Source organism: Elongatibacter sediminis (genome assembly GCF_037892215.1).
Lineage (GTDB): Bacteria > Pseudomonadota > Gammaproteobacteria > Xanthomonadales > SZUA-36 > Elongatibacter > Elongatibacter sediminis.
Map to the genome: position 1 here is coordinate 26947 of NZ_JAZHOG010000003.1, position 25519 is coordinate 52465.

Genomic DNA, 25519 nt, shown 5'->3' on the forward strand with positions numbered 1-25519 from the left:
GTCTCAGGGGTTCTTCATGACCAGGCTGTCGATGTCGCTGTCCTGAAGCTGGCGACGGATTTTGTCGGCTTCACGCGCGCCCTGTACGGGCCCCACCCGAACCCGGTGCCAGGTGGCATCGTTCACGGTCACGGTCTGGACCTGTGCGACGATGCCCATCAACGCCAGTCGCGCCTTGAGTTGGTCGGCGTCATCGGCCGAGCGAAACGAGCCGACCTGCAACAGGTAGGAGCCGGCACCCGCTGGCGGCTGAGCAGTTGCGGATTCGGGTTCGCGGCGGTTGGCCAGTTCCTGTTCGGGCACCACCACTTCCATTTCGGGCAGCACGGTAAAAAAGTCGTAGCGGGATTTTTCCGGTTTGTCGCCCGCGTCAACCGGGTCTTCGGCGATGGGGGGTTCGTCGCGCTCGGACGTGGTTGCCTGCGGCTGTTCGACCGAAGGCTGTGCGATGTATCCGCGGGCCGCCAGGTACCAGGCGAGCGCCAGCCCCATCAGAAGGCCGATGAACAGCCAAAGCAACGCCGGCGTCGACTTGCGTGCCCCCCTGCTTGCTCCTCTGCGTGCCACTGATAACGATCCGCCCTGTTGCCTACATTTCTTCCGGCGCCGAGACTCCGAGGAGCCTCAGTCCGGATGCGAGCACGATACGTGTGGCGAGCACCAGATTCAATCTCGCATTGCGCAGATTTTCGTCGTCGACGAGGTACTGATGCGCGTTGTAGTACGCATGGAAGTCGGTGGCGAGTCCGTGCAGGTAGTGGGCGATCTGATGCGGTGCGCGCATTCGCGCGGCGGTCTCGATGGCTTCCGGGAAGCGAGCCAGGTTGCGCATCAGGGCCAGTTCGTGATCCTCGGTGAGCAGATCGAGGGCGGCCTCGCCAATGGCCTCGTTGTGGCGTTCGTCCATCTGCTCCAGGTTGCGGAACACGCTGCAGATACGCGCGTGTGCGTACTGGATGTAATACACCGGATTTTCGTTGCTGTGGGATTTGGCCAGGTCCAGGTCGAAATCCAGGTGCTGATCGTGAGAACGCATCACGTAGAAATAACGGGCCGCGTCGGAGCCGACTTCCTCCCGCAGTTCGCGCAGGGTGATGAACTGACCCGAGCGCGTGGACATCTGCACCTTTTCGCCGAAACGGTACAGCACCGCGAACTGGACCAGCAGGATTTCCAGCCGGTCGGGGTCCTCGCCCAGGCCCTGGGCGGCGGCGCGCAGCCGCGCGACGTAGCCGTGGTGATCCGCTCCCAGCACGTAGACCGCGCGATTGAAACCGCGTGACAGCTTGTTCTGGATGTAGGCGATGTCGGAAGCGAAGTAAGTGGAGCGGCCGTTCTCGCGAATGACCACGCGATCCTTTTCGTCACCCAGTTCCGAGGCGCGGAACCAGGTGGCTCCGTCCTGGACGTAGAGGTGACCGTTGTCGCGCAAACGCTCGATGGCCTGTGCGACCGCGCCGCTGTCTTCCAGCGCCTGCTCGGAGAACCAGGAGTCGAAGCGGACGCCGAAATCGCCCAGGTCGTCTTCGATGTCCTTGAGAATGGTGTCCAGCGCCGCATTGAAAAATACGGCATAGCCGTCTTTGCCCAGCAGTTCACGTGCCCGTGCGATCAGTGCATCGATATGCACTTCGCCGTCCCCGCCCTCATTGGGCGCCGGTGGCAGTCCTTCGGTGATTTCGAAACCGCCGTGACGCCACTTGTCGCCGTGGTCGGCACGCACCAGGCGGGAGATGTCGTAAATGTAGTCGCCGCGGTAGCCGTTCTCCGGAAAGGCCACCTTCTCGCCACACAGTTCCAGGTAGCGCAGCCACACGCAGACCGCGAGTATGTCCATCTGGCGGCCGTTGTCGTTGACATAGTATTCGCGTTCGACCCGGTAACCGGCCAACTCGAGGATGTTGCCCAGCGTGGCGCCGTAGGCCGCTCCACGTCCGTGTCCCACATGGAGGGGGCCGGTGGGGTTGGCGGAAACGAATTCCAGGGTCACGCTCTCGTCCGGATCGGCCATGGGCCGGCCGTATTCGTCGCGTTGGCGCAGCACGTCCTTGAGCGCGGCGCGCAGCGCGCAGTGATCCATGAAGAAATTGATGAATCCGGGGCCGGCGATTTCGATGCGGGCAACCTGCCGTGAGCGAGGGATGTGATCGATGATGGCCTGGGCCAGTTCGCGCGGCGGCATGCCGGCCTGGCGGGTCAGCACCATGGCCAGGTTGGATGCGAAATCACCGTGCTCGGGCGAGCGTGTGCGTTCGAGACCCACGTCGGGGTCGAGGTCGGCAGGGAGCACCCCGTCGCGCTGCAGGTGCAGCAGGGACTGGGCGAGCAGCTCTACAATGTGTTCTCTCACGGCTGGGTCCGATCCGGCGTCATGGGCGCAGCCCTGTGAGGCGGCCGCTCAGAAAAGAGGCATATTGTAAACCTTCGCGGGTGTCATAAGAAGCACCGGGATTCCAGCCCGTGCCGGTGGTGATGAGCCTGTGGATAACTCTGTGCGAAAGTTGCGGTCGATGGCATCTTTGCACGGCCGCTGAATTGCGGTACTGCGGGAAGCTGTGTAGTCGGCGTGAATTGAACTCCAAAAAACAAAGAGTTGCGGGGTTGTTTGAAGTGGGGGTCGCGAAGGGGGGTGGTAAGCTGCTGATTTTTCGTTTGCGTGGCTGTTGTGAATAAATTCCAGGGCACCCGAGTGCCGATTGCGGCCGTGCTCTGGTACCATCGCTCCGACGTGAGCGCCCCGGACCCCCAGAATCCCTATCGTTTCCAGCGTGAAAGGCCACGGCTGGGCCGTGGCGTCTACCTGTCCCCCCAGGCTTTCGTCGCGGGCGATGTCGTGCTCGGTGACGATGTTTCGGTATGGCCCATGGCCGTGATCCGCGGTGACGTCAACCGTATCGTGGTCGGAGCGCGCTGCAATATCCAGGATGGTGCGGTTCTGCACGTCACGCATGAAGGTCCGGCCACGCCCGAGGGCGGTCCGCTCGTGATGGGCGAGGATATCACCGTGGGTCACCGGGCGATTCTGCACGCCTGTACGGTGGGCGCGCGCTGCCTGATCGGGATGGGTGCGATTGTCATGGATCGCGTGGTGGTGGGCGACGATGTGATGATCGGCGCCGGCGCGGTTGTCACCCCGGGAACGGTGCTGGAGCCGCGTACCCTGTGGAAAGGCAGTCCCGCCCGGCTGGCACGCCCGCTGAGCGACGCGGAAGTCGACATGCTGCGCTACAGCGCCGGCCACTACGTTCGGCTCAAGGATCGATACCTCGAAGACCTGGCCCTCGCCGCTTCGCCCGGTCCGGATCCGGAGGAATGAACCGATGGAAGCGGTGATGTCGCTGGGCCTGTTCGTGGCGGTCGGCCTGGCGCTGATGGCCGGTTTCCCGGTGGCCTTCACCCTGGCCGGGGTCGCACTGCTGTTCGCCGGCATCGGGGCCGCGACGGGAACCTTCGACCCGGCCTTCCTTGGCGCGCTGCCCAACCGCATCTTCGGCATCATGTCCAACGAGACCCTGATCGCGGTCCCGGTATTCGTATTCATGGGCGTGATGCTGGAGCGCTCGCGGGTGGCCGAGCAGTTACTGCAATCGCTGGCGCGTCTGATGACTCACGTTTCCGGCGGGCTCGGCATCGCCGTGGTGCTGGTCGGCGCCATGATGGCCGCCAGCACCGGAATCGTCGGTGCGACCGTGGTGACGATGGGGCTGATCTCGCTGCCCACGATGCTGAATCGCGGCTATCATCCCAGCGTCGCTACCGGCACGATCTGCGCCGCGGGCACCCTGGGTCAGATCATTCCCCCTTCCATCGTGCTGGTAATGCTGGCGGATGTGCTGTCCAACGCGTATCAGCAGGCCCAGTTGCAGATGGGGAATTTCGCGCCCAAGACCGTATCGGTGGGCGAACTGTTCGCCGGATCGCTGGTGCCCGGACTCCTGCTGGTTCTGGTTTACCTCGTGTACCTGGCGATTCTGGCACGCGTTCGCCCGGACTGGATGCCGGCCGCCCGCGAGCAGGCATCGGAGCGTGTCGGTATCGGCCGGGTTCTGCTGCTGGTGCTCGGTCCGCTGATGCTGATAGTCGCGGTGCTGGGGTCCATTCTGAAGGGCATCGCGACCCCGACCGAAGCGGCCGCCGTCGGTGCCGTGGGCGCCATGGTGCTGGCGCTGATCCAGGGCGTGTTTCGCTGGTCGACCCTGCGTGAGGTGGTGCAGCGCACCGCCGCGATTTCATCGATGGTGTTCCTGATTCTGATCGGCGCATCGGTGTTCAGCCTGGTGTTTCGCGGCTTCGGCGGCGACGAGCTCATCGCGCAGTTGTTGCACTCCCTGCCGGGCGGCGTGATCACGGCGATGGTGCTGGTGATGGTCGTGATGTTCCTGCTGGGGTTCGTGCTGGACTTCATCGAGATCACGTTCGTCATCGTGCCCATTGTCGGGCCGGTGCTGATGGCCATGGGCCTGGATCCCATCTGGCTCGGTGTGATGATCGCCATCAACCTGCAGACGTCCTTTCTCACCCCGCCGTTCGGCTTCGCGCTCTTCTACCTGCGCGGCGTCTGTCCCGAAACGGTACGCACATCGCAGATGTACCGCGGGGTGATTCCATTCATCGCGATGCAACTGGCCATGCTGATCATCCTGGCCCTCTGGCCGCAACTCGTGACCTGGCTTCCGGGCGTGATATACGGCTGACCGGCGCGCCTCAGCGCAGGTAGTGCCATGCCAGCAGACCGCCGAGTACGGCAAGGACGGCGCCGCCGCAACGGGTGTACAGCATCAGGAAACGGTCGGACAGCCGCGAGACCAGTTGCCGCACCAGCGCCGGCGCCAGCAGCAGAAAGGCGCCTTCGAGTGCGATTAACCAGCCCAGCACCGTGACGAAAACCGGCCAGGTGCCGTACCAGTTGTCGTAGCCCGGCCCGATGACCACGCCGGCGGCGAGCATGACCAGCCCGGTGGGGAACAGGCGTTCGGGATGTGCGGCCCAGGACCGCAGCAGGCGCAGCCATCCCGGCGCGTTGAGCAGGTAGGACAGACCCAGCACCACGAGCACGACCGCGACGACGGTAGGGATCAGGGTGTACACCGGGCGTGGCGCGGGTCAGCGGTGGTTCAGCATGTAGCGTTCACTCACGTCGGTCCAGCGCCTGACCGTGTTCATGTAGGCGCGGAACGAATCCCAGGTCTCGCGCACCATTGCGTCCTCGGCCGCCAGTTCATCGAGGATGTCGAAGGTGTGGCCGCGCAGTTCAGCGAGCACGTCGTCGGGGAATGCCAGCAGTTCCACGCCGTGGTCCTCGACCAGGGTGCGCAGGGCTTCGCCGTTACTCGCTTCGAAATCGGCATACATGTCGGTGGTGACCGCCTGACACGCCACCTCGACGATTTTTTTCAGGTCTGACGGCAGGCTGTTCCAGGCGGCCTCGTTGACGATGCACTCGAGCACGCTGCCCGGTTCCTGCCAGCCGGGATAGTAGTAATAAGGCGCCGCCTGGTGCAGGCCGAGTGCGAGGTCGTTCATCGGACCCACCCATTCGGCGGCATCGACGACGCCGCTCTGCAGCGCGGTGAACACTTCACCGCCAGGCACGTTGACCGATGTGCCTCCGGCGCGCTGCAGGGCTTCGCCGCCGATGCCGGGGATGCGCATTTTGAGGCCGTCCAGATCGGCCACGCTTTCAATCTTCTTCTTGAACCAGCCGCCCATCTGGGTGCCGGAGTTACCGGCCGGGAAAGGCACCAGGCCGTAAGGTGCGTAAGCCTTGCGGTACAACTCGTTGCCGCCGCCGTAATACAGCCAGCCGTGAATTTCCGTTGCGGTCAGGCCGAACGGAATGCCGGTGAACAGCAGGCCTGCCTTGACCTTGCCGCGCCAGTAGTAGGCCGCGCCGTGGCCCATTTCGGCCGTGCCCTGCTGGACCGCGGAAAATACTTCCAGCGGTGGAACGAGTTCTCCGCCGCCGTAGACCTTGACGGTCAGGCGTCCGTTACTCATTTCACCGATCATTTCGGCCAGGCGGGCGGCTCCGCGTCCGAGACCCGGAAAGTCCCGTGGCCAGGTGGTGACCATTTTCCAGGTGAAGGTCTGGTCATAGTGGCCGGCCTCCCCCGGAGCGGCGGATGAATTGCCCTGGCCGCAGGCTCCAAGCAATCCCGCGGCGCCCGCGGCGCCGGCTGTCTTGACGAATATTCTACGATCCATGGATCACTCCCCGGGTTCGTGGAGCGCTGACGGCTCCGCTGGTTACGGATATCGTTGTGTCTGGGTCCGGGCGCTGCTGTGTGGCCGGCGGACGCAGCCAGTCCTCTCCGGCCACTGAAGGCTGCTCGCCGACGGCGCCCAGGCCGCGGAAATCGAACAGCTCGTGGTCGGCGAGCTGGGACGGAGAAACGTGGCCGATGGCGCGGAAAATATTCTCCACCCGGCCCGGATGCCGGCGTTTCCATTCCGTCAGCATCTCCTTGATGACCTGGCGCTGCAGATTGGGCTGTGATCCGCACAGGTCGCAGGGGATCAGCGGAAAGTCGCGCAATTCGGCGTAGCGGCGGAGGTCTTCCTCACTGCAGTAGGCCAGCGGCCGAATCACCACGTGCCGACCGTCGTCGGACAGCAGCTTGGGCGGCATGGCCTTGATGCGGCCGCCGTTGAACAGATTCAGGAACAGCGTCTCGATGATGTCGTCACGGTGGTGTCCGAGCGCGATTTTCGTGAACCCGTGTTCGCCGGCATACCGGTACAGCGCGCCGCGGCGTAGCCGGGAACACAGGCCGCACGTGGTCTTGCCCTCGCGGATCACGCGGCGAACCACGCTGTAGGTATCCTGTTCGATCACTTCAAAGGGGACGCCGCGGCCGGCCAGATAGGTGGGCAGTACCTGCTCCGGAAAGCCGGGCTGCTTCTGGTCCAGGTTCACCGCGACCAACTCGAAATCGACCGGTGCGCGTTGCTGCAGGGCCAGCAGAATGTCCAGCATGGCGTAGGAGTCCTTGCCTCCGGACAGGCACACCATGATGCGGTCGCCCGCACTGATCATGTTGAAATCGCCGATGGCCTGACCGGTTTTACGATGCAGGCGTTTGACCAGTTTGTCGTCGGCGTACTTTTGTTTCTGGGCCGTTCGCATTGCAACTCCCTGCCGGGCACGGAAAACTCCGCGCATTCTACCGCGAGTGGGCCGGCTTGGCGTCGCGGCAGCGTGCGGCTGGCCGGAGTACACTTGAAGAAGTGGACCTCAATTCCAATGATCCCGGTGAAATCGTCCGCGTACTCGAAGAGTTGCGACAGGAACATCGTGACCTCGACGAAGCCATCGCGCGGCTGTCTGAAGACCCCACGGTCGACCAGCTTCGACTCACCCGCATGAAGAAGCGCAAGCTGAAAATCCGGGACTGGATGACCTATCTCGAATCCAAGCTGATCCCGGACATCGACGCCTGAGTCCGGTTCAGTCGGTGTCGGCTTTCTGCAGTACCTGGGGCGCGACCCGGATGATGCCGTGGCGGATGTCCTTGCTGAGCAGCGTCTTGGCATCCTCGGTGATGGATTCGATGGTGTCGTCGAACTCCAGGCGGCCTTCCGGCCCGGTGACCAGGACATCGCGCTGCTTGAGCAGTTCGATGAATTGGCGGAACAGACTGCGGTCGTAGAATTCCGGCGCGTCGAACTCGCTCAGCAGGGAGATTCGTTGCGCGGTGAGGATGCACAGGCGCTCGAGCTGGGCGCGGGTCAGCGAACCCGACCCGTTCTTGGCCAGGACCGCGATGGTGATGAAATAGCGCTCGAATGTCTGCAGCAGCGCGCGTCCCAGCATTTGCAGCTGCAGGGCCTCTTCGGTGCTGCCTTCGGTGCGTTCGAGATGATCATCGTCGCCGTTATCGAGCAGCAGGCCCTGGCGCTTCATCCACCTGATGGTCCCGTTCATGGCGCGCAGGAAACCCGCTTCATCCCAGGGCAGGTATAACTCGTGCTTGAGGAACGGATAAAGGGCCGATGCGATGCGGCGTAGCCGCTCGCGTTCCACCCGGCGGGCATTCAGCAGGCTGGCGGCGATCAGCGAGGGCAGCGCGACCAGGTGAGATATGTTGTTGCGAAAATAGGTGAGCAGAACGGCCTGGTCCGGCTTGATTTCGATGATGTCGCCCAGCGGGTGTTCGCGCGACTGCAGAAATTCCAGTTCGATGCCATGGTCGATGATTTCATCCGGACTCTGGTCCGTGAACGTGACCCGGTCCGAATAGCGGCAATTTCGCAGCAGATCCAGGTACAGATCCAATTGGGTCAGCAGCTCGGCACGGCCGAGCGCGTGCTTCGGCGCGGCCAGCAGGATAACGGCCAGCAGGTTGGTCGCATTGACGTGAGCCGCTTCGTTCATACCGGTCATGATCTGGTTGCCCAGGCGGTCGATCAGCGGATTCAACCAGGCCGGGCGCTGGTCCGGATTCACACCTTCCTTCCAGCTTGGTTCGTGTTTGTCGAGCAGGTCGTTCAGAAAAACCGGCTCGGCGAAACTGACGTGCACCTTGCCGTACTTGCGCCGCAGAACGCCAAAGACCTTGAACAGGTCACCCAGCGATTCGGACTTCTTGGCCTTGCCCGAGAGTTCGGCCGTGTAGCTGCGGCCTTCCACCAGGCGTTCGTAGCCGATGTAGATGGGCTGGAACAGGATGGGCCGCACCGGCGAGCGCAGGAAGCCGCGTACCGTCATCGACAGCATGCCCGCCTTGGGTGAAAGCAGGCGCCCGGTGCGGCTTCGGGTGCCCTCTACGAAATATTCGATGGACGTGCCCTGGGCCAGGATGCGGCTCAGGTACTCGTTGAATACGGCTGCGTAGAGCTTTTGCGATCTGAAGGTGCGGCGCACGAAAAACGCGCCACCCTTGCGCAGGAACCGGCCGACCCCGGGCAGGTTGAGGTTGACCCCGGCGGCGACGTGCGGCGGGACGAATCCGTTGTGATAGATGAAATAGGACACCAGGAGGTAGTCGATGTGACTGCGGTGGCAGGGGACATAGATGACCTCGTAGTCGGAGGCGATTTTCTGGAAATCCCGGAAATGGTGCAGATCGACTCCGTCGTAGATGCGGTTCCAGAACCAGGACAACGCCATCGAGGCCACGCGCACGAAGGCGTAGGAATAGTCCGCCGCGATCTCGAAGGCATGTGCCCGGGCCCGCTTCCACGCCTTGTGTACGCTGACCTTGTTCGCGCTGGCGTGGTCATCGATGGCTTTTTCGACGGTCGGGCTCAGCAGGATGGTATCGATGACGGTGCGGCGATGCGACAGGTCGGGGCCGATGGCCGCGGTGCGAACCTGGGCGAAGTGTACGCGCAGGATCCGCGAGATTTTGCGCAGGGTGCGGCCCGGTCCGATACCCTCGTCCGCCATCTGGCGCAGCGAGATGGGCTGGCTGAAACGCACGAAAGTGTTGCGGCCGTTGACCAGGGTCGAGAACAGACGGCGCAAGCGGCCGCCAATTTCCCAGGACTCCGAAAAGAAAATCTTGGCGATGCCGGTCTCCTTGTCGGGCGCACGGCCTAACAGGATCGTGACCGGCACGATTTGTACATCGGTTTGGTCGCCGTCACACACCCGGTCCAGCAAATGCTTGAGAATCTCGGAGTGCGTGCGCGGGCGGGTGCGCTGGATAATCAGGCCGCGTTTGCGTTTGAGTACTCCGTAGCTGCGTTTGATGGCGCCGCGATCCAGTTGGAGCGGCAGCAACGGCCGTGGCATGTCGTGCTTGCGGCAAACACGGTCGAGTATCAGCAACGACGAGAGCGCATAGGAATCCAGCATGTAGCAAACCGGGCGCTCCGGGTCGATGTCGAGATCGGCCAGAGGGTCGGGAAGCACGCGGGTGCGCACCCAGGTGTGGAGAATGGACTCCAGCATCTGGTGCCAGCGCAGTTTCAGGGATGCGAGGAAACCCGGCTTGATGGGGTGGGTGTTCATTCGCCCGGTGATTCGCCTTGCGTAGCCGCAGGGACTGGTCATTCTAGTGGTCTGACCCGCAAATAACTATGCCAGGCGGTTCGATGTGGGCCGGCGACGGTCCGGCTGGGTGACTGTATTTGGGCATTTGGCGTGCCGTGGCCGAGCGCCTCACGGGTTTCGGCGAGCGAAAAAAATCCGGGCTGGTCACAGGGACCCGCCCGGAAGTCCGGCAGAGCCGGAGAGGATCGTTGCTGTTCTGTTCAGTGATTGGTTTTGTTGCAGTCCACCACGTTTGCTATTTTCGCTGAATGCTTTGTTTTTCAGTTTTATTATGAAGTTACGCGCGTATCGTAATGTGCGGCATTAAGACTTGTCAACCCCTGGAGACGGGGCGGCCAGCCGCGATGGCCGGTTTCGGCAGATTCGGGCCGGTTCGTAGCTGTCGAATCGGGTGCGGAGTACCCTGAATCAGGCCCCGGCCTGCAAGGCCTGGAGGATTTCGTCCTGGATGGCCTGGGCGGCGGCGGCCGGGTCCGCGGCATCCCGGATGGGGCGCCCGACCACCAGATGATCGGCGCCGCTGGCGATCGCCCGGGCCGGCGTAACGACCCGTGCCTGGTCGTCTTCTTCGTCATTGCGGATGGGGCGGATGCCCGGGCAGACGGTGATCAGGGCATGGTCCACGGATTCGCGCAGGGCCGGTACTTCCAATCCGGACGAAACCACGCCGTCGCAGCCGAGTTCCAGCGCCCGGCGGGCGCGAGAAAGCACCAGGGTGCGGGCGTCGCACTGGAAGCCCAGATCGTCCAGGTCGCCCTGGTCGAGGCTGGTCAGTGCGGTTACTGCGAGGATCTGCATATCGCCCTTGGCCTCGACGGCGGCGCGCAGCATGCTGTCGTTGCCGTGCACCGTGCAGAACTGGACGTCCTGCCGTGCGAGTTGGCGCACGGCGGCGGCGACGGTGGCGGGAATGTCGAAGAATTTCAGATCGGCGAAAACCTTCTTGCCGGCGGCGCGCAGTTCCGCGGCCAGTTCGAAGTAACTGCCGGACAGAAAGAATTCCAGACCCAGTTTGTAGAAGCACACCGTGTCGCCGAGTTGTTCGACCAGTTGGCGGGCGCGGGCGGCATCGGGAACGTCGAGGGCGAAAATCAGCCGCTCGGCGGGTGGAATGTCTTTTTTGACGGGCGTTGACGGAGTCATGTCGAGTCCTCGTTCCGTGTCTGCTGTTCGAGAATGAACTGGCGGATCGTGGAGCTGACGGTCTCCGCCTGGTCCATGTGGAAATGGTGGTTGCCGTGCACTGTACGGTGATGTCCGGCCGGCACCGCGTCGATGCGGGCTTGCGCCTGCTCCGGCGTGATCCATCGCGCCAGCGGCACGGCGCCGATGCTCAGAACCGGGGCGGTAATGGCATTCAGGCAGTCGAGCACCTGTTCTTCGGCCATGAAGACCGGAGATACCCAGTACAGCGCGGGATCGAATCGCCAGCGAAAGCCGTCCTCGTCCCGGCGGGCGGACCGCTCACACAGGAGCCGGGCGGCTCCGGGGTCGAGATCCGTGGAATTGGACAGGCGCGCGCTCACCATGGCGTCGAGGGACTCGTAGACCTTGCGCGGCGAATGCGGCCTGCGGTTGCGGTCCAGGCTCTTGCGCAGCCGGGATGCGGTTTCGCCCGCGGCGGCGCCGGGAGGGCCGAGGCCGTCCAGTGTGGTCAGGCTGAGAACACGTTGTGGGGCGGCCGAGGCATACAGCGAGGTGATCGCGCCGCCCAGCGAATGACCGAGCAGGTGGCAGCTGTCCCAGCCCAGGGCGTCGAGCGCCGCGTCGATGTCGAACAGATAATCGGTCAGATAGTAGTTGGCGCTCTCGTGCCGGTGATCGGAATGGCCGTGACCGGGCAGATCCAGCGCCACCAGGTCCAGGCCCGGCAGGTGGGCGGCGAGCGGGACGAACGAGGCGGCGTTGTCCAGCCAGCCGTGAATGGCCAGAACCCGGGGACCGTCGGGTGAGGCCCAGTGCAGTCCGGCCATCGCCCCACGGGGTGTCTGCAGCCGGATGTCCAGGGGTTCTGCGGGCGCTTCATTCATGTCCGGTCCCTCAGCGTGCCTCCAGGTGCGCGTAGGCCAGCACCAGCCATTTCACGCCCGCTGCGTCGAAATTGACCTGCACGCGGGTGTGTTCCCCGGAGCCCTCGAAGGCCAGTACCGTGCCTTCGCCGAATTTGCGGTGCGTGACCGCCTGGCCCAGGCGGAACGGCCACTCCTGGCCCTTGAAGCCGCCCCCGCTGCGCTTCGGTGCGGATGGCCGCGCCGGCACGTAGGGCCGTTCGGCCGACACCCGCGGACGGATTTCCCGCAACAGGCTGGAGGGCATCTCGTCGATGAAACGCGAAGGCCGGGAATGGGACTCCGAGCCGTGCATGCGGCGCACCTCGGCGTAACTCAGGCACAGTTGCTCGCGCGCGCGGGTCATGCCGACATAGCACAGGCGGCGCTCTTCTTCGAGGCGGCCGCCGGACTCCTCGATCGATCGCTGGTGGGGAAACAGCCCGTCTTCCATGCCGGCGATGAATACCAGCGGAAATTCCAGGCCCTTGGCCGAGTGAAGCGTCATCAGCTGGACGCAGTCGTCCCATTGTTCGCCCTGGGTTTCGCCGGCTTCCAGGGCCGCGTGACTGAGAAAGGACTGCAATTCGCTCAGCCCGGCATCGGCGTCCTCGGGCGGTAACACGAAGGCATCGGCCGCGTTGACCAGTTCGCGCAGGTTCTCCAGCCGGGTCTCCATGCGCTCGGGCGGTTCCTTCTCGTAATGCGATGCCAGCTTGCTGTCGTCGATCACGCCCTGCATCTGGTTGCCGAGGGTCCAGTCGCGCATGCGCTCGTGCATGCCCGTGAGGAGGTCGATGAATCCCTGCACCGCATTGGCGGCCCGGGCGGCGAGCAGCTTCTGATCGATGCAGGCCCCGGCGGCCTGCCACAGGGGGATGCCGGACTCGCGCGCCTGTGCGCGCAACAGGGAAACGGTCTTGTCACCGATGGCGCGGGTTGGTTTGTTCACCACCCGCTCGAAGGCCGCGTCGTCATCCGGGTTGAGCAGCAGGCGGAGGTAGGCCAGCGCATCCTTGATCTCGACCCGTTCGAAAAAGCGCAGGCCGCCGTACACCCGGTAGGGAATGCTCTCGCGCAGCAGATATTCCTCGAACAGCCGCGATTGCGCCGTGGTGCGGTAAAGGATGGCGGCCTCGTCGGCGCGCCGTCCCTCGTCGATCCACTGGCGGATCTGTTCCACCACGAAGCGTGCCTCGTCCTGCTCGTTGTAAGCCGCGTACAACTGCACCGGATGGCCTTCCGGCCCCTCGGTCCAGAGCTTCTTTCCCATGCGGCCCTGGTTGTGCGAGATCAGGGCGTTGGCGGCTTCAAGGATGGTTCCGGTGGAGCGGTAGTTCTGCTCCAGACGCACGGTCGCCACATCCGGGAAGTCGCGCATGAAGTGCTGCACGTTTTCGACCCGCGCGCCGCGCCAGCCATAGATGGACTGGTCATCGTCGCCGACCACGAACACCCGCCCGGTATCGCCGGCCAGCATCCGCAGCCAGGCGTACTGGATGGCGTTGGTGTCCTGGAACTCGTCGATCAGCAGGTGCTGCAGCCGGCGCCGGTAGTGATCGAGCACGGCGGGCTGTTCCAGCCAAAGCTCGTGCGCGCGCAGCAGCAACTCGGCGAAATCGACCAGGCCACCGCGGTTGCAGTAATCCTCGTAGCGCTCGTAAATACGCACCCAGGTGGCCGTGACCGGGTGATCCCCGTGCTCGATATGCCGGGGGCGTTCGCCTTCGTCCTTGCGGGCGTTGATGAACCACTGCGCCTGCCGTGCCGGCCAGTGCGCCTCGTCCATGCCCTCCTCGCGAATGATTCTCCGCAGCAGGCGTTGCTGGTCCTCGGAGTCGAGGATCTGGAAGGCCTCGGGCAGACCGGCTTCCTTCCAGTGCATGCGCAGCAATCGGTGCGCGATTCCGTGGAAAGTGCCGATCCAGAGCGGCCGGGTGGAAACCTGCAGCAACTGGCTCGCGCGTTCGCGCATTTCACCGGCGGCCTTGTTGGTGAACGTCACGGCCAGCACGCCCAGCGGGGAAACGTGTTCGACCTGTATCAGCCAGGCGAGCCGGTGGATGAGCACCCGGGTCTTGCCGCTGCCGGCTCCGGCCAGGACCAGCACGTGCCGATCCTCGGCGGTCACCGCCCGACGCTGGGCTTCGTTCAGCGGATCGAGCAGGTGGGAAACGTCCATGTCTCAGCGCTGCTCGCGGGCGATGGCGCGGTAGCCGATGTCGGTACGGTGGAAGACTCCGGGCCAGTGGATCGATTCGCAGGCCGCATAGGCGGTTTTCTGCGCGGCCGCGACCGTTTCACCGAGCGCGCATACGCACAACACGCGTCCGCCCGAAGTGACGACCTGCCCCTGGTCGTCGAGCGCCGTGCCGGCGTGAAAGATCTTGACCGAGTCGTCACCCGCTTCTCCGAGGCCGGTGATGACTTCGCCCTTGCGGTATTTACCCGGGTAACCTTCGGCGGCCAGAACCACGCCAAGGCTGGGGCGGGGATCCCAGTCGGCGCGTTCCTGGTCGAGCCGTCCCTCGAGCGCCGCGCGGCAGTGCTCGACCAGGTCGGAACGCAGGCGCATCAGCACCGGTTGCGTTTCCGGGTCGCCGAAGCGCACATTGAATTCGAGTACCCGCGCGGAGCCGTCCGCGCCGATCATCAGGCCGGCATACAGAAATCCGGTAAACGGGTGGCCCTCGGCGGCCATGCCGTCGACGGTGGGGCGGATGACCGTGTCCATGACCTGTTCGTGCAGCGCGCCGTCGATCACCGGCGCCGGTGAATACGCGCCCATGCCTCCGGTGTTCGGGCCGGTATCGCGATCGCCCACGGCCTTGTGGTCCTGGCTGGTGGCCAGCGGCAGGATGTGACGGCCATCGGCCATGACGATGAAACTGGCTTCCTCGCCCTCGAGAAACTCCTCGACGATGATGCGGTGGCCGGCTTCGCCGTATACGTTGCCCGCCAGCATGTCGAACACCGCCGCTTCGGCTTGGGCGAGATTGTGGGCGACGACCACACCCTTGCCCGCGGCGAGACCGTCGGCCTTGATGACGATGGGCGCGCCGTGTTTGCGGATGAAGTCGATGGCTTCGCTGACATCCGTGAATTCACCGTAGGCTGCGGTCGGAATGCCGTGGCGGGCCATGAAGTCCTTGGCGAAGGCCTTGGAACCTTCCAGCCGGGCGGCCGCGGCGCTGGGTCCGAAACAGCGAAGACCGGCGGCGGTGAAGCGGTCGACAATGCCGCCCGCGAGTGGATCCTCCGGGCCGACGATGGTCAGGTCGATGCCCCGCTCTTTGGCGAATTCGGCCAGTCCGTCGATGTCGCTGGCGGAAATCGCCACGTTTTCAACACCCGCCTCTCCGGCCGTGCCGGCGTTGCCCGGGGCCGCGAAGACCTGCGTGACGCCACGGCACCGGGCTGCTTTCCAGGCCAGCGCGTGTTCCCGTCCTCCGCCACCGACAATCAGTATCTTCATGCTTCGTGCGCTCCCGCCCCGTGGAGAGGCATCTTCAATGCCGGAAGTGGCGTACGCCGGTGAATATCATCGCGATGCCGTGCTCGTCCGCGGCGGCGATGACTTCCTCGTCGCGCATCGACCCTCCCGGCTGGATCACGCAGGCCACGCCGGCTTCCGCCGCGGTATCGATGCCGTCGCGAAACGGAAAGAAAGCATCCGAGGCCAGCGCGGTTCCGTTCAGTTCCAGGCCGGCTTCGCCAGCTTTCCAGCGTGCGATTCGGGTGGCGTCCACACGGCTCATCTGGCCGGCGCCAATGCCGCGGGTCTGGCCATCCGCGGCGAATACGATGGCGTTGGACTTGACCGATTTAACGACTTTCCAGGCAAACAGCAGGTCCGCCCACTGCTCGTCGGTCGGTTGCATCTTCGTCACGATCCGGCAATCGTCGCGATCGACGGAGGCGGCATCGGCGGATTGCAGCAGAATGCCGCCGGAGATGCGTTTGATGTCCGGGCCGGCGCCGCCGGAGCCAGGGGGAGCCGCGAGTAAGCGTACGTTGGGCTTGGCCGCGAACGCGGCCTGGGCGTCGGCATCGAAGTCCGGGGCGATGACCACCTCCACGAACTGCCGGTCCATGAGGTCACGGGCGGTGTCTCCGTCGAGTGGCTGGTTGAACGCGATGATGCCGCCAAACGCGGATGTGGGGTCGGTTTCGAAGGCCCGGCCGTAAGCATCGCGCAGGCTGCCGGCGATGGCCACACCGCACGGATTGGCGTGCTTGACGATTACGCATGCCGGTCCGTCGAAGGCGGCGACAGCGCCCAGAGCGGCATCCGCGTCGGCAATGTTGTTGAAGGACAGTTCCTTGCCCTGGAGTTGCCGCGCGGCGGCCAGTCCGGTGGGTTCAGCGCCGGCGGTCCGAAACCACGCGGCTTTCTGGTGCGGATTCTCGCCGTAACGCAGGTCCATGATTTTCTCGAAACAGCCCGTGGCCTGCTGCGGGAATTGCAGGCGTTCGCCGTCTGGTCCAATGGCCGACAGGTAGTTGCTGATGGCTGCATCGTAACGGGCGATGCGATCGAACGCATGCACCGCGAGTTCGAACCGGTAGGCCGCATCCAGGCGTCCGCCGTTGTCGCTGAGCATGGCGAGCACGCGCGGGTACTGGTCCGGGTCGGTCACGATGCCGACCGAAGTGTGGTTCTTCGCCGCGGACCGCACCATGGCCGGTCCGCCGATGTCGATGTTCTCGATGGCGGTTTCCAGTGAGCATTCCGGGTCGGCCGTCACGGACTCGAAGGGGTAGAGGTTGATGACCGCGAGTTCGATCCGTGGGATGTCGTGTTCGCGCATCACGGCCTCGTCCGTGCCTTCGCGGCCCAGCAGGCCGCCGTGCACGCGGGGGTGCAGAGTCTTGACCCGTCCGCCCATGATTTCCGGGAAGCCTGTGAAGTCGTCGATGGCCGTGACTTCAAGGCCGGCTGCTTCGAGCGCCCGGGCGGTACCCCCGGTGCTGAGGAGGTGGAAACCGTGGTCCGTCAGGCCGCGTGCGAAGTCCACGATATCGCGCTTGTCGGAAACACTGATGAGCGCCCAGCGTGGGGCGGATTCACTCGAGCCATTCATCCGGGGTGTCGTTCCTGTCGTAGAGGTTCAATCTGCCTGCGTCCGACGTGTCGCGCCAGACGTGAAAAACCGTCCTGCTCTTCAAGCCGCGCTACCAGACCTTGCCGTTGAGAGGCTTGCCATTCGTAACGGGAATATCGTAGCGGGTCAGTTTGGATCGCAGTGTATTGCGGGTGATGCCAAGTATGCGTGCCGTGCGGGACTGGTTGCCTTGCGTGTAACGCAGGACTTCCTCGATCAGGGGCGGTTCCACCTCGGAGAGCAGTGTCTGGTAAAGGCTCTCGGTCTGGCAATTGCCCATGTCTTCCAGGTACCGTCGGATCGCGAGTTGTACGTTTTGCCGCAATGGGATGGTGTGATCGGTTTCGGTTGCCATTGGGTCGATTTATTCTCGGTTTAACCGATTGGTTCTTGTGGATGAAGCCCTTGGGTCGGACCGTTAACCCTACCACAAATTGATTGGCGACTGCCTGCCGCTTCGTCTCAATTGATGCTCAGTGGAACGTGATTTCGAAGCCGACGGCCTCGACGCCCGGATCTTCAATCTCCAGGGAAAGGCCCACGAAGGCTTCGGGCGTCATGTCGGAGTTCTGCGCGGCGGTTGATGTCAGATAGTCATCGGGTGAGAAGCGCTGCTCGAGTATCGGCTGGTTGTCGAAATCGAGCAGGGCGATGGCGATTTCCGGGTAGGGTTGGGCGCGCCCGGCGCGGTTGACGATGGTCGCGTTCAAGACCAGCACGTCGGATCGGACGGGATGGGAGATCATCTCGCGATTGACGATTTCGATGAGCGCAGGATCCCGGAACGCGGGGCGGGGAGGGGGTTCGACCAGCCCGCTCCGCTCGAGCGCGCTGATGACCGCGGGATGTTCCGCCGGCGACATGCCGAAGTAACTGGCGACGTTCAGTCCCACGATCAGCACCAGCACGAGGGCGGCGGTGATCCATACAACCCGAAACAGGCGGCGCGACGTGTCGGCGGCCTCGTCACCCGGATCTTCGTCCCCGTCGCCCGGGCCGTCGTCGGAATCGTCATTTTCGTCCGGCGCGTCGAGATCGATTGGTGTGCCGAGTTCCGGCATGCCGCTCGCCGCCGGGGGCTGTTCGCCGGCATCGGGCCAGACATCGAACAGGGATTCGAACGCGTTGTTCACCTTGCGGCATTTGCCGCAGCGGTAACGACCGCGTCCGCTGGCCAGCAGGGCGGCGTTGACCGGGTGGACCGTATGGCAGCCCTGGCAGCGGGTGAACATGTCAGGCGTCAGCCCTGGTCGCCGTCATCCCCGGATTCGGCTTCCTGTTCTCTGGTCAGCCGGCGATAGCGCTCGAGTTCGGATTCGAACATGGTCTTGATCGAGGACTCGCGTTTCTCCAGCCCGGCCAGGGACTCGGCGTTGGATGCCAGCCGCCGCTTCAATGATTCCAGTTGCTGAATTTCTTCCGGCTTGACGTCGACGCCGGCCCGTTGCCGGTCGGCTGCTTCACGCACGTTGCCGCGGTAGGCATCCTGCAGACTGTTGCGGGATCCGGTCAGCAGGCGGCGGTCGTAAGCCAGTTGGTTGATTTCGACCTGCATGGCGTCGAGGATTTCCTGCTCGGAATCGTAGCGCAGCAACAGCAAGGCATCCTGTTTGGCGCGCAGTTGTTCCGGCGTGTACAGCGGTTCGGGGCGTTCCAGTCCCGAGGAGTCGCGGGGCAGTTGCCCCTTCTCGCCGGTGTCAGTGGTCCTGGGCGGAGGTGGAACCAGGCTCTTGCCCGTTTCGCGGGTAATGCCCTGGTCGTCGAGTACGTCGTGGGTCTTGTCATGGAAATCAGGCGGCAGAGTTTCGCTGTAGTGAACCTCGCCTTCCTCGTCCACCCAGCGGTACACCTTGCCCTGCTGCGCGTGGGCACTGGCGGCCACGACGAAGGCCGCGGCGAGTGCGATGGGGATCAGGGTTTTCATGTCACACTCCGTACTGTTCACGGTATTGCCGCAGGGCCGTGGCGTCGAAGCCGGGGTGCCCTCCGGTGCCGAGGAAATCGATCAGGTCGGCCAGCCCGGCGATGGCGATGCAGGGAATGCCGTGGTCGCGGCTGACTTCCTGTGCGGCCGACAATTCGCCCTGGCCGCGCTCCTGGCGATCCAGCGCGATGGCGACGCCGGCCGCCTTCGCTCCGGCGGCCTCGATGATGTCCAGCGATTCGCGCACCGAGGTGCCGGCCGAGATGACGTCGTCGATGATCAGCACGCGGCCCGCCAGGGGAGCGCCGACCAGTTGCCCGCCCTCGCCATGGTCCTTGGCCTCCTTGCGGTTGAAGGCGAACGGAACATTCCGCGCGTGCTGTTGATGCAGCGCGACGGCGGTGGCGCTGGCCAACGGGATGCCCTTGTAAGCCGGTCCGAAGAGCATGTCGAAGGCGACATCGGAATCGAGAATCGCGTCCGCGTAGCAGGCGGCCAGGGTCGCCAGCGAAGCCCCGTCGTCGAACCCCCCGGCATTGAAGAAGTAGGGGCTTTGACGGCCCGACTTCAGCGTGAACGATCCAAAGGCCAGATTGCCTTTGTCGAGCGCCAGTCGAAAGAACCGTTTCTGGTATGTCTTCATCACAGAATCCCTTCCTGATCGTTTTCAGTATATCGCGCGGTGGCCGCCCCATGCAGCGCCCCGATGACAGTCCGGGGACGGGCAGGTATGCTGGCGCCCTTCAGATCCCGCCAGCCCGAACTGCAACGAGAATATGCGAATCATAACCCTGAACGCCAACGGCATCCGGTCCGCCGCCAACAAGGGCTTTTTCGACTGGATGCACGCCCGCGATCCCGACGTGGTCTGCATCCAGGAAACCAAGGCACAACACCAGGTGCTCAAGGACCGCATGTTTTTCCCCGAGGGCTATCACACCTATTATCACGACGCCCTCAAGAAAGGCTACAGCGGTGTCGCCATCTACAGCCGTCATCAGCCGGACCGGGTTCATTATGGTCTGGGCTGGGATGTGATGGATCACGAAGGCCGCTGGCTGCAGGCGGATTTTGGTGATCTGTCCGTCATTTCGCTCTACCTGCAGTCGGGTTCCAGCAAGGAGGAACGGCAGCAGGTGAAGTATTCGGCGATGGATTACCTGATGCCCCGCTTGCGTGAAATGGCCGCGGACGGCCGCGAATACATCATCTGCGGCGACTGGAACATCGCGCATCGCAACATCGACATCAAGAACTGGCGCAGCAACCAGAAAAACTCCGGCTTCCTGCCCGAGGAGCGCGCCTGGCTGGACGAACTGTTCGACGAGGCCGGCTGGGTGGATGTGTTCCGGCGCGTGGACGATCGCGAGGAGCAGTACACGTGGTGGTCCAATCGCGGCCGCGCCTGGGACAACAACACGGGGTGGCGCATCGATTACCACATCGCCACGCCGGGTGTGGCCGAGCGTGCCGTCAGTGCGGAAATCTACAAGGATCAGCGCTTCTCCGACCACGCGCCCCTGACCCTGGATTACGAATTCACCGTGCCGCAGCGGAGCCCGGTCGAGTGAACGAACCGGTCGCAGGCTGGCGGGAGGCGGTCGCGGTCTACCTGCGCGCGCCGGTGCTGCGGATGCTGCTGTTCGGGTTTTCCGCCGGGCTGCCCTACCTGCTGGTTTTCTCGACCCTGACGGCGTGGCTGCGTTACGCCGGAGTGTCGCGCACCGCGATCGGGTTGTTTTCGTGGATCGGCATCACCTATTCCATCAAGTTGCTGTGGTCGCCGTTCGTCGACAAGCTGCGCCTGCCCCTGCTGACCCCGTGGCTCGGCCAGCGCCGCGGCTGGATGGTGCTGGCCCAGGTGGTGCTGGTCGGTGCGCTGGGCGCGATGGCCATGACGGATCCGGCGACCGATCTTCGATTCATCGCGTTGTTCGCCGTCATCGCGGCATTCGCCAGCGCGACCCAGGACATCACCATCGACGCGTTCCGGATCGAATCGGAGGCCGAGGAATTCCAGGCCGCCATGGCGAGCACCTACGTGCTGGGCTACCGGGTGGCCACCCTGGTCGCCGGCGCCGGAGCCCTGTACCTGGCGGATTTCTTCAGTTGGCAGGTCGCCTACCTGGCGATGTCCGCATGCATGATCGTCGGTCTGATCGCGGTCGCCATTTCGCCGGAGCCGTCACGCCAGGACCGGCTGACCGATCTGCGGCAGGATCCATGGGTCATCCGTTTCGCGGGCACCGGTGGCACCGGTCACGGACACGACCTCCGGGTATGGATCATCGGTGCGGTGCTGGCGCCGCTGCTGGCCTTCGTTCAGCGGTACCGGCTTTACTCGATCGCAATCCTCGGCCTGGTCGCGTTGTACAAGATGTCGGATATTTCCATGGCGGCGATGGCCAACCCGCTTTACATCGATCTCGGCTTCTCGCTCAGTGAGATCGCTTCGGTGACCAAGGTGTTCGGGTTGTTGATGACCATCACGGGCGGCTTCGTGGCCGGCGTTCTGGTGGCCCGCTACGGGATTGCGCCCATGATGCTGGTTGGAGCCCTTCTGGTGGCCGTGACCAATCTGCTGTTCGCTTGGCTGTCGACGGTGGGATACTCGCTGCCGGCACTGTTTGTCACCATTGGCGGCGACAATTTCTCCAACGGCTTCGCCGCCGTCACGCTGATCGCGTGGCTGTCGTCGCTGGTCGACCGCCGTTACACGGCGACCCAGTATGCGCTGCTCAGTTCGCTGATGACCTTGCCGGGCATGTTCGTCGGGGGATTGTCGGGATTCGTGGCCGACGGATACGGCTACACGGTTTTCTTCTTCTACGCGGCGGCGCTGGGGATTCCGGCCATTTTGCTGTGCCTCTACTTTCTGGTGCTCAAGTTGCGGGGTATCGACTACACGCTCGCTTCGGCTCCCGCCGTACCGGAGTGATTGAAGACGGGGAGTCTTCGCCGCGGAAAACTTCGCAGCGGTCGTCTCGCCGTGGCACTTCTAGATCACGCGATCGCGCGCCTCGAATCCAAACGGAAGCAGGGCCAGCCGTGTCATTTTGAGGTGCTGGGCCGCGATCGGCAGGCCGATGATGGTGATCGCGAACAGCGCGGCCATCACCAGGTGGAACGCCGCCAGTTCCAGTCCGGGCAGAATGATCCAGATGACGTTCATGATGACCGCGACGGGGCCGCCCGGCGGCTCCTTCTCGCGGATTTCCGCGCCGAACGGCATCAGGGCCAGCCCCGCCAGTTTGAAACACTGGATGCCGAAGGGAATCCCGATGATGGTGATGCAAAGCAGGATGCCGCCCAAAAGATAGGCGATCACCACGATAAAGCCCCCCAGTATCAGCCACACCAGGTTCAGCAACAGATTCATTGGCTTCGCTCCCTCCCGTAATACCAGCGATTCATGATAGCACTCGGTCTGCATGGGCCCGCGAAGCCCCACGCTCTGCCGAAGGTAAATTGGAAAGTGCTGCGAAAAACCCCGGAGCCATTGGGCGGGTATCCCCTTTCGCGGTCTCTGGTAGCCGCCGAGTGGGTGGCCGGACCCGGGGTCGAGGGCACAGGGATGTGCCCGAGAGGCCCGATCGAGCAGGGATGCGAGTCGGGCCGACCCCGGCAGCCGGCCGCCCGCGAGGGAACCGCGAAGCGGCGGCGGACTCGAGACCGCGAAAGGGGATACCTGCCCGATGGCGTTCCCCGTGTGAGAGTTTTGCAGGTTCCCCCTCATCGAGCCAAACCGGGTGCCGGTTTTCGAGCGAAAGCCCGACCGCGGCACCAAGTGACGCGAGTCCGGGGTCAGTGGGGTTGGAAGATCTCGCCGAGAATGACCGGCTCGCGGGCGCCGGTGATGGGGGGTGTGTCCTGCGGCCGCCCGGCGATGCGTTCGCGGGCCAGCCAGGCGAAAAGAATGGCTTCCACCCAGTCCGGGTCGAGACCGTAGGCGGCCGTGGTGGTGACGCGCATGCGGGGAAGCAGCCGCTTCAGGCGCCGCATCAGGTCGGTGTTGTGCGTGCCGCCGCCGCACACCAGCAATTCGTCCGAAGCGGCGTTGAGCACCGCCTCGGCCACCGAGGCCGCCGTGAATTCGGCCAGGGTCGCCTGCACGTCGCGTGGATCGGTCTCGGCTCCGCCCGGGCCGCGTTCGCGCAGGTGCCCTTCCAGCCAGTAGAAATTGAAATACTCGACCCCGGTGCTCTTGGGTGGCGGCAAGACGAAATACGGATCCGCCAGCAGTTGGTCGAGCAGTAGCCGGTCCACCGTGCCGCTTTCGGCCCAGGCTCCGCTGGCGTCGTAGTTCTCTCCACGTTGCTTGTGCACCCAGGCGTCGAGCAGGCAGTTGCCGGGTCCGGTGTCATAGCCGGTGACATTGCCGTCGGGGTCGAGCAGGGAGACATTGGCGATGCCGCCGATGTTCAAAACCGCCCTGCGCCCCGATTCCGGACACAGCAGCGCCCGATGCAGCAACGGCGCCAGGGGAGCGCCCTGGCCGCCGGCTTCCAGGTCCGCCTGCCGGAACCGCCCAACCACGGGAATCCCGGTCAGGTCGGCGATACGCTGTGGATCGCCGAGCTGTATGGATTCGGGATGGTGGCCCGCCGGGTGGTGCCATACGGTCTGGCCGTGGGAGCCGATGGCGCGGACCGCGCTTCGCTCGACTTCGTAGCGATCGAGCAGACCCCAGGCGGCTAGGGCGAAAAATTCGGCCAGTTCGCGATCCGCACGGGCCATTTCCTCGTCGTCGGGACGGCGGCGGCGCTCCACCATGCGGCGCAACAGGGCCGCCAGGTCATCGGGGTATTCAACGCACTGGGTTTCGACCCGGACCGGGCGCCCGCTCTCGAAACGAACCAGGGCCGTGTCCGCGCCGTCGCGGCTGGTCCCGGACAACATGCCGATAAAATAAGTGGGCGCTTCCGACATGTCCCGAACCCGTCGCGGCTGGCCGCGGCTTCAGTCGCGCGCGGCGTACAGCGAGGCCGATTCCAGCCGGGCGAGCTGATTCAGCATGGGCGCGGCCTGGCTTTGAAAACCGGTCAGCAGCTTTCCTTCGAGCGGTTCGACCTTTGGTAAAGGCACGGTGCGGGGATTGCGGTGCACGCCGTTGAGAACGAATTCGTAATGCAGGTGAGGGCCGGTGGCCAGGCCGGTGGAGCCCACGTAGCCGATGGTCTGCCCCTGTTTCACCTTCTGTCCGCGTTTCACGGCGCGCGAAGAGAAATGGAGGTACTTGGTTTCGATGCTGTTGGCGTGCTTGATGAATACGTGATGTCCGTTGGCGGCGGAATAGCCGGAACGGGTGACGGTCCCATCGCCGGCGGCGTAGACCGGGGTACCCCGGGGCGCGTAATAGTCGATGCCATTGTGGGGCCGTACCCGCTTGAGCACCGGGTGCATTCGGCGCGGATTGAAACCGGAGCTGATGTAGGCGAAGTTCAGCGGCGCGCGCAGGAAAGCCTTGCGCATCGGGCGGCCGTCCGGAGAGTAGTAATCGGCGATGTCGCCGTTCTCGTACCACACGGCCTGGTAGCGCTGGCCCTGGTTCAGAAACGTGGCGGCCAGAATGCGGCCGTCGCGCAGAAACTCACCGTCGCGGTAGATTTTTTCGTAGACCAGCAGGAAACGGTCACCCGCCCGGATATCGAGCACGAAATCGATGTCCCAGCCAAAAATATTGGCCAGTTTCATGATCATCTGGTCGCTGAGGCCGGATTGCTTGGCGGCGAGAAACAGTGAAGAGGTGATTTCGCCCTCGGCTTCGAGGACCTCGGTTGTGATATCGCGTTCCCGGGTTTCCGTGTCCAGGGTGTCGCCGGCCAGGCGCACCAGGAGGTAGCGGTCCTCGCCCAGCGCCGAGCGCATCGCTTCGAATGCACCCTCCGCGGTACGCTGGAAATCAAAGGTGTCGCCCGGGCGGATGTTGGCCAGGTTCCGGGTATGGTCGTCGAGGTCGAGAATACGGTGCAACAGGCCGATGTCGAAGCCCTGCTGCCGGAATATGGTGTCCAGGGTCTGGCCGGATTTGACCGTGACGGTGTCCCAGGATGCCTCGGCCGCGGCCTGGTTCCCGTCATCAGCCTCTGGCTGGAACGCCTCCGCCGGGCCGAGCGGATGTTCGGGCAACGGAAGCTCCATCACCGCACCCGGGCTCGGGGCGGCCGGATCCCCGGGTTCCAGTACCGACCACAGCACGCCGACGGCGATCATCGTGATGCCGATCAGTTTCAGGCGGCTTTGGGTCAGCCACGGCAGGGCTGCCAGGGCGCGGTTTTCCATCATCTCGCGGCTCGAATACGTGTCATGGGCGCGGCCGGCTTCCCTGGCCGTGTCGTCTCAGGCCCGCCTAAGGTACCCACAGGTCCGCGTGCGGTCAATCATCGTCCGCTCGGGTGAATGCCGGTCACTGCGGGTGGTGGCCGACCGCGCAAACCCATAAAAT

General features: G+C 64.2%; 23 protein-coding genes. 5 read left to right on the forward strand and 18 right to left on the reverse strand.

Features of this window, described 5'->3' with window-relative positions; translation table 11 throughout:
- Window positions 1–3 precede the first annotated feature (3 nt).
- Both V3330_RS04925 and argS read right to left on the reverse strand, forming a co-directional pair.
- Window positions 4–567 carry an SPOR domain-containing protein gene (locus V3330_RS04925; RefSeq protein ID WP_354694279.1) on the reverse strand — a complete coding sequence of 188 codons (564 nt, stop codon included), beginning with the start codon at window positions 565–567 and terminating at the stop codon, window positions 4–6.
- A 22-nt stretch (window positions 568–589) separates the two neighbouring features.
- Window positions 590–2350, reverse strand: a complete 1761-nt coding sequence (gene argS / locus V3330_RS04930) for an arginine--tRNA ligase (RefSeq protein ID WP_354694280.1) — start codon at window positions 2348–2350, stop codon at window positions 590–592.
- A gap of 339 nt (window positions 2351–2689) precedes the next feature.
- Between argS and V3330_RS04935 the strand changes: the two genes are divergently transcribed.
- Window positions 2690–3316 (forward strand): gamma carbonic anhydrase family protein, encoded by a 627-nt coding sequence (locus V3330_RS04935; RefSeq protein WP_435791396.1) that lies wholly within the window; start codon window positions 2690–2692, stop codon window positions 3314–3316.
- 4 nt (window positions 3317–3320) lie between these two features.
- Window positions 3321–4694 (forward strand): TRAP transporter large permease, encoded by a 1374-nt coding sequence (locus tag V3330_RS04940; protein ID WP_354694281.1) that lies wholly within the window; start codon window positions 3321–3323, stop codon window positions 4692–4694.
- Between the two features lie 10 nt (window positions 4695–4704).
- On the opposite strand, the gene V3330_RS04945 is transcribed toward V3330_RS04940, so the two are convergent.
- The 3 genes from V3330_RS04945 to ttcA are packed head-to-tail and all read right to left on the reverse strand — an operon-like array spanning window position 4705 to window position 7126.
- Window positions 4705–5088, reverse strand: a complete 384-nt coding sequence (locus tag V3330_RS04945; RefSeq protein ID WP_354694282.1) for a hypothetical protein — start codon at window positions 5086–5088, stop codon at window positions 4705–4707.
- A 15-nt stretch (window positions 5089–5103) separates the two neighbouring features.
- Window positions 5104–6204: a TRAP transporter substrate-binding protein gene (locus V3330_RS04950; protein ID WP_354694283.1), complete on the reverse strand. Its 1101-nt coding sequence runs from the start codon at window positions 6202–6204 to the stop codon at window positions 5104–5106.
- Window positions 6194–7126: a tRNA 2-thiocytidine(32) synthetase TtcA gene (ttcA, locus tag V3330_RS04955; protein WP_354694284.1), complete on the reverse strand. Its 933-nt coding sequence runs from the start codon at window positions 7124–7126 to the stop codon at window positions 6194–6196. Before ttcA ends, V3330_RS04950 begins: the two co-directional genes overlap by 11 nt.
- A gap of 101 nt (window positions 7127–7227) precedes the next feature.
- Between ttcA and V3330_RS04960 the strand changes: the two genes are divergently transcribed.
- Entirely contained in the window at window positions 7228–7440 is a 213-nt protein-coding gene (locus tag V3330_RS04960; RefSeq protein WP_354694285.1) for a YdcH family protein, read from the forward strand.
- Between the two features lie 7 nt (window positions 7441–7447).
- On the opposite strand, the gene plsB is transcribed toward V3330_RS04960, so the two are convergent.
- From plsB to pyrE, 10 genes are all read right to left on the reverse strand, one after another.
- Window positions 7448–9955, reverse strand: coding sequence for a glycerol-3-phosphate 1-O-acyltransferase PlsB (gene plsB / locus V3330_RS04965; RefSeq protein ID WP_354694286.1), 2508 nt, complete (start codon window positions 9953–9955; stop codon window positions 7448–7450).
- A gap of 450 nt (window positions 9956–10405) precedes the next feature.
- Window positions 10406–11140 (reverse strand): orotidine-5'-phosphate decarboxylase, encoded by a 735-nt coding sequence (gene pyrF, locus V3330_RS04970; RefSeq protein ID WP_354694287.1) that lies wholly within the window; start codon window positions 11138–11140, stop codon window positions 10406–10408.
- Window positions 11137–12027 carry an alpha/beta fold hydrolase gene (locus V3330_RS04975; RefSeq protein WP_354694288.1) on the reverse strand — a complete coding sequence of 297 codons (891 nt, stop codon included), beginning with the start codon at window positions 12025–12027 and terminating at the stop codon, window positions 11137–11139. Before V3330_RS04975 ends, pyrF begins: the two co-directional genes overlap by 4 nt.
- Before the next feature lie 10 nt (window positions 12028–12037).
- Window positions 12038–14227, reverse strand: a complete 2190-nt coding sequence (gene uvrD / locus V3330_RS04980; RefSeq protein WP_354694289.1) for a DNA helicase II — start codon at window positions 14225–14227, stop codon at window positions 12038–12040.
- Between the two features lie 3 nt (window positions 14228–14230).
- Window positions 14231–15520: a phosphoribosylamine--glycine ligase gene (purD, locus tag V3330_RS04985; protein WP_354694290.1), complete on the reverse strand. Its 1290-nt coding sequence runs from the start codon at window positions 15518–15520 to the stop codon at window positions 14231–14233.
- A 34-nt stretch (window positions 15521–15554) separates the two neighbouring features.
- Window positions 15555–17129 (reverse strand): bifunctional phosphoribosylaminoimidazolecarboxamide formyltransferase/IMP cyclohydrolase, encoded by a 1575-nt coding sequence (gene purH / locus V3330_RS04990; protein ID WP_354694291.1) that lies wholly within the window; start codon window positions 17127–17129, stop codon window positions 15555–15557.
- Between the two features lie 91 nt (window positions 17130–17220).
- The gene (locus V3330_RS04995) at window positions 17221–17505 is read right to left on the reverse strand and encodes a helix-turn-helix domain-containing protein (RefSeq protein WP_354694292.1); all 285 of its coding nucleotides are present in this window, start codon (window positions 17503–17505) and stop codon (window positions 17221–17223) included.
- Window positions 17506–17623: 118 nt separating this feature from the next.
- Window positions 17624–18382, reverse strand: coding sequence for a zinc-ribbon and DUF3426 domain-containing protein (locus V3330_RS05000; protein WP_354694293.1), 759 nt, complete (start codon window positions 18380–18382; stop codon window positions 17624–17626).
- 8 nt (window positions 18383–18390) lie between these two features.
- Window positions 18391–19074, reverse strand: a complete 684-nt coding sequence (locus V3330_RS05005) for a DUF4124 domain-containing protein (RefSeq protein WP_354694294.1) — start codon at window positions 19072–19074, stop codon at window positions 18391–18393.
- Between the two features lies 1 nt (window position 19075).
- A complete protein-coding gene (pyrE, locus tag V3330_RS05010) occupies window positions 19076–19717 on the reverse strand; it encodes an orotate phosphoribosyltransferase (RefSeq protein ID WP_354694625.1) in 642 nt (213 codons plus the stop codon).
- Window positions 19718–19850: 133 nt separating this feature from the next.
- Here pyrE and V3330_RS05015 point away from each other — a divergent pair, with 133 nt between their 5' ends.
- Together V3330_RS05015 and V3330_RS05020 are read left to right on the forward strand one after the other, a co-directional pair.
- Entirely contained in the window at window positions 19851–20645 is a 795-nt protein-coding gene (locus tag V3330_RS05015; RefSeq protein WP_354694295.1) for an exodeoxyribonuclease III, read from the forward strand.
- The gene (locus V3330_RS05020; RefSeq protein ID WP_354694296.1) at window positions 20642–22012 is read left to right on the forward strand and encodes an AmpG family muropeptide MFS transporter; all 1371 of its coding nucleotides are present in this window, start codon (window positions 20642–20644) and stop codon (window positions 22010–22012) included. The genes V3330_RS05015 and V3330_RS05020 overlap by 4 nt, the downstream gene beginning before the upstream one ends.
- A 60-nt stretch (window positions 22013–22072) precedes the next feature.
- On the opposite strand, the gene V3330_RS05025 is transcribed toward V3330_RS05020, so the two are convergent.
- The 3 genes from V3330_RS05025 to V3330_RS05035 form a co-directional block, all read right to left on the reverse strand.
- Window positions 22073–22453: a YccF domain-containing protein gene (locus tag V3330_RS05025; RefSeq protein ID WP_354694297.1), complete on the reverse strand. Its 381-nt coding sequence runs from the start codon at window positions 22451–22453 to the stop codon at window positions 22073–22075.
- Between the two features lie 425 nt (window positions 22454–22878).
- A complete protein-coding gene (locus tag V3330_RS05030; RefSeq protein ID WP_354694298.1) occupies window positions 22879–24003 on the reverse strand; it encodes an anhydro-N-acetylmuramic acid kinase in 1125 nt (374 codons plus the stop codon).
- A gap of 30 nt (window positions 24004–24033) precedes the next feature.
- On the reverse strand, window positions 24034–25356 hold the full coding sequence (locus V3330_RS05035) for an OapA family protein (protein WP_354694299.1): 1323 nt from the start codon (window positions 25354–25356) through the stop codon (window positions 24034–24036).
- Window positions 25357–25519: the final 163 nt, after the last annotated feature.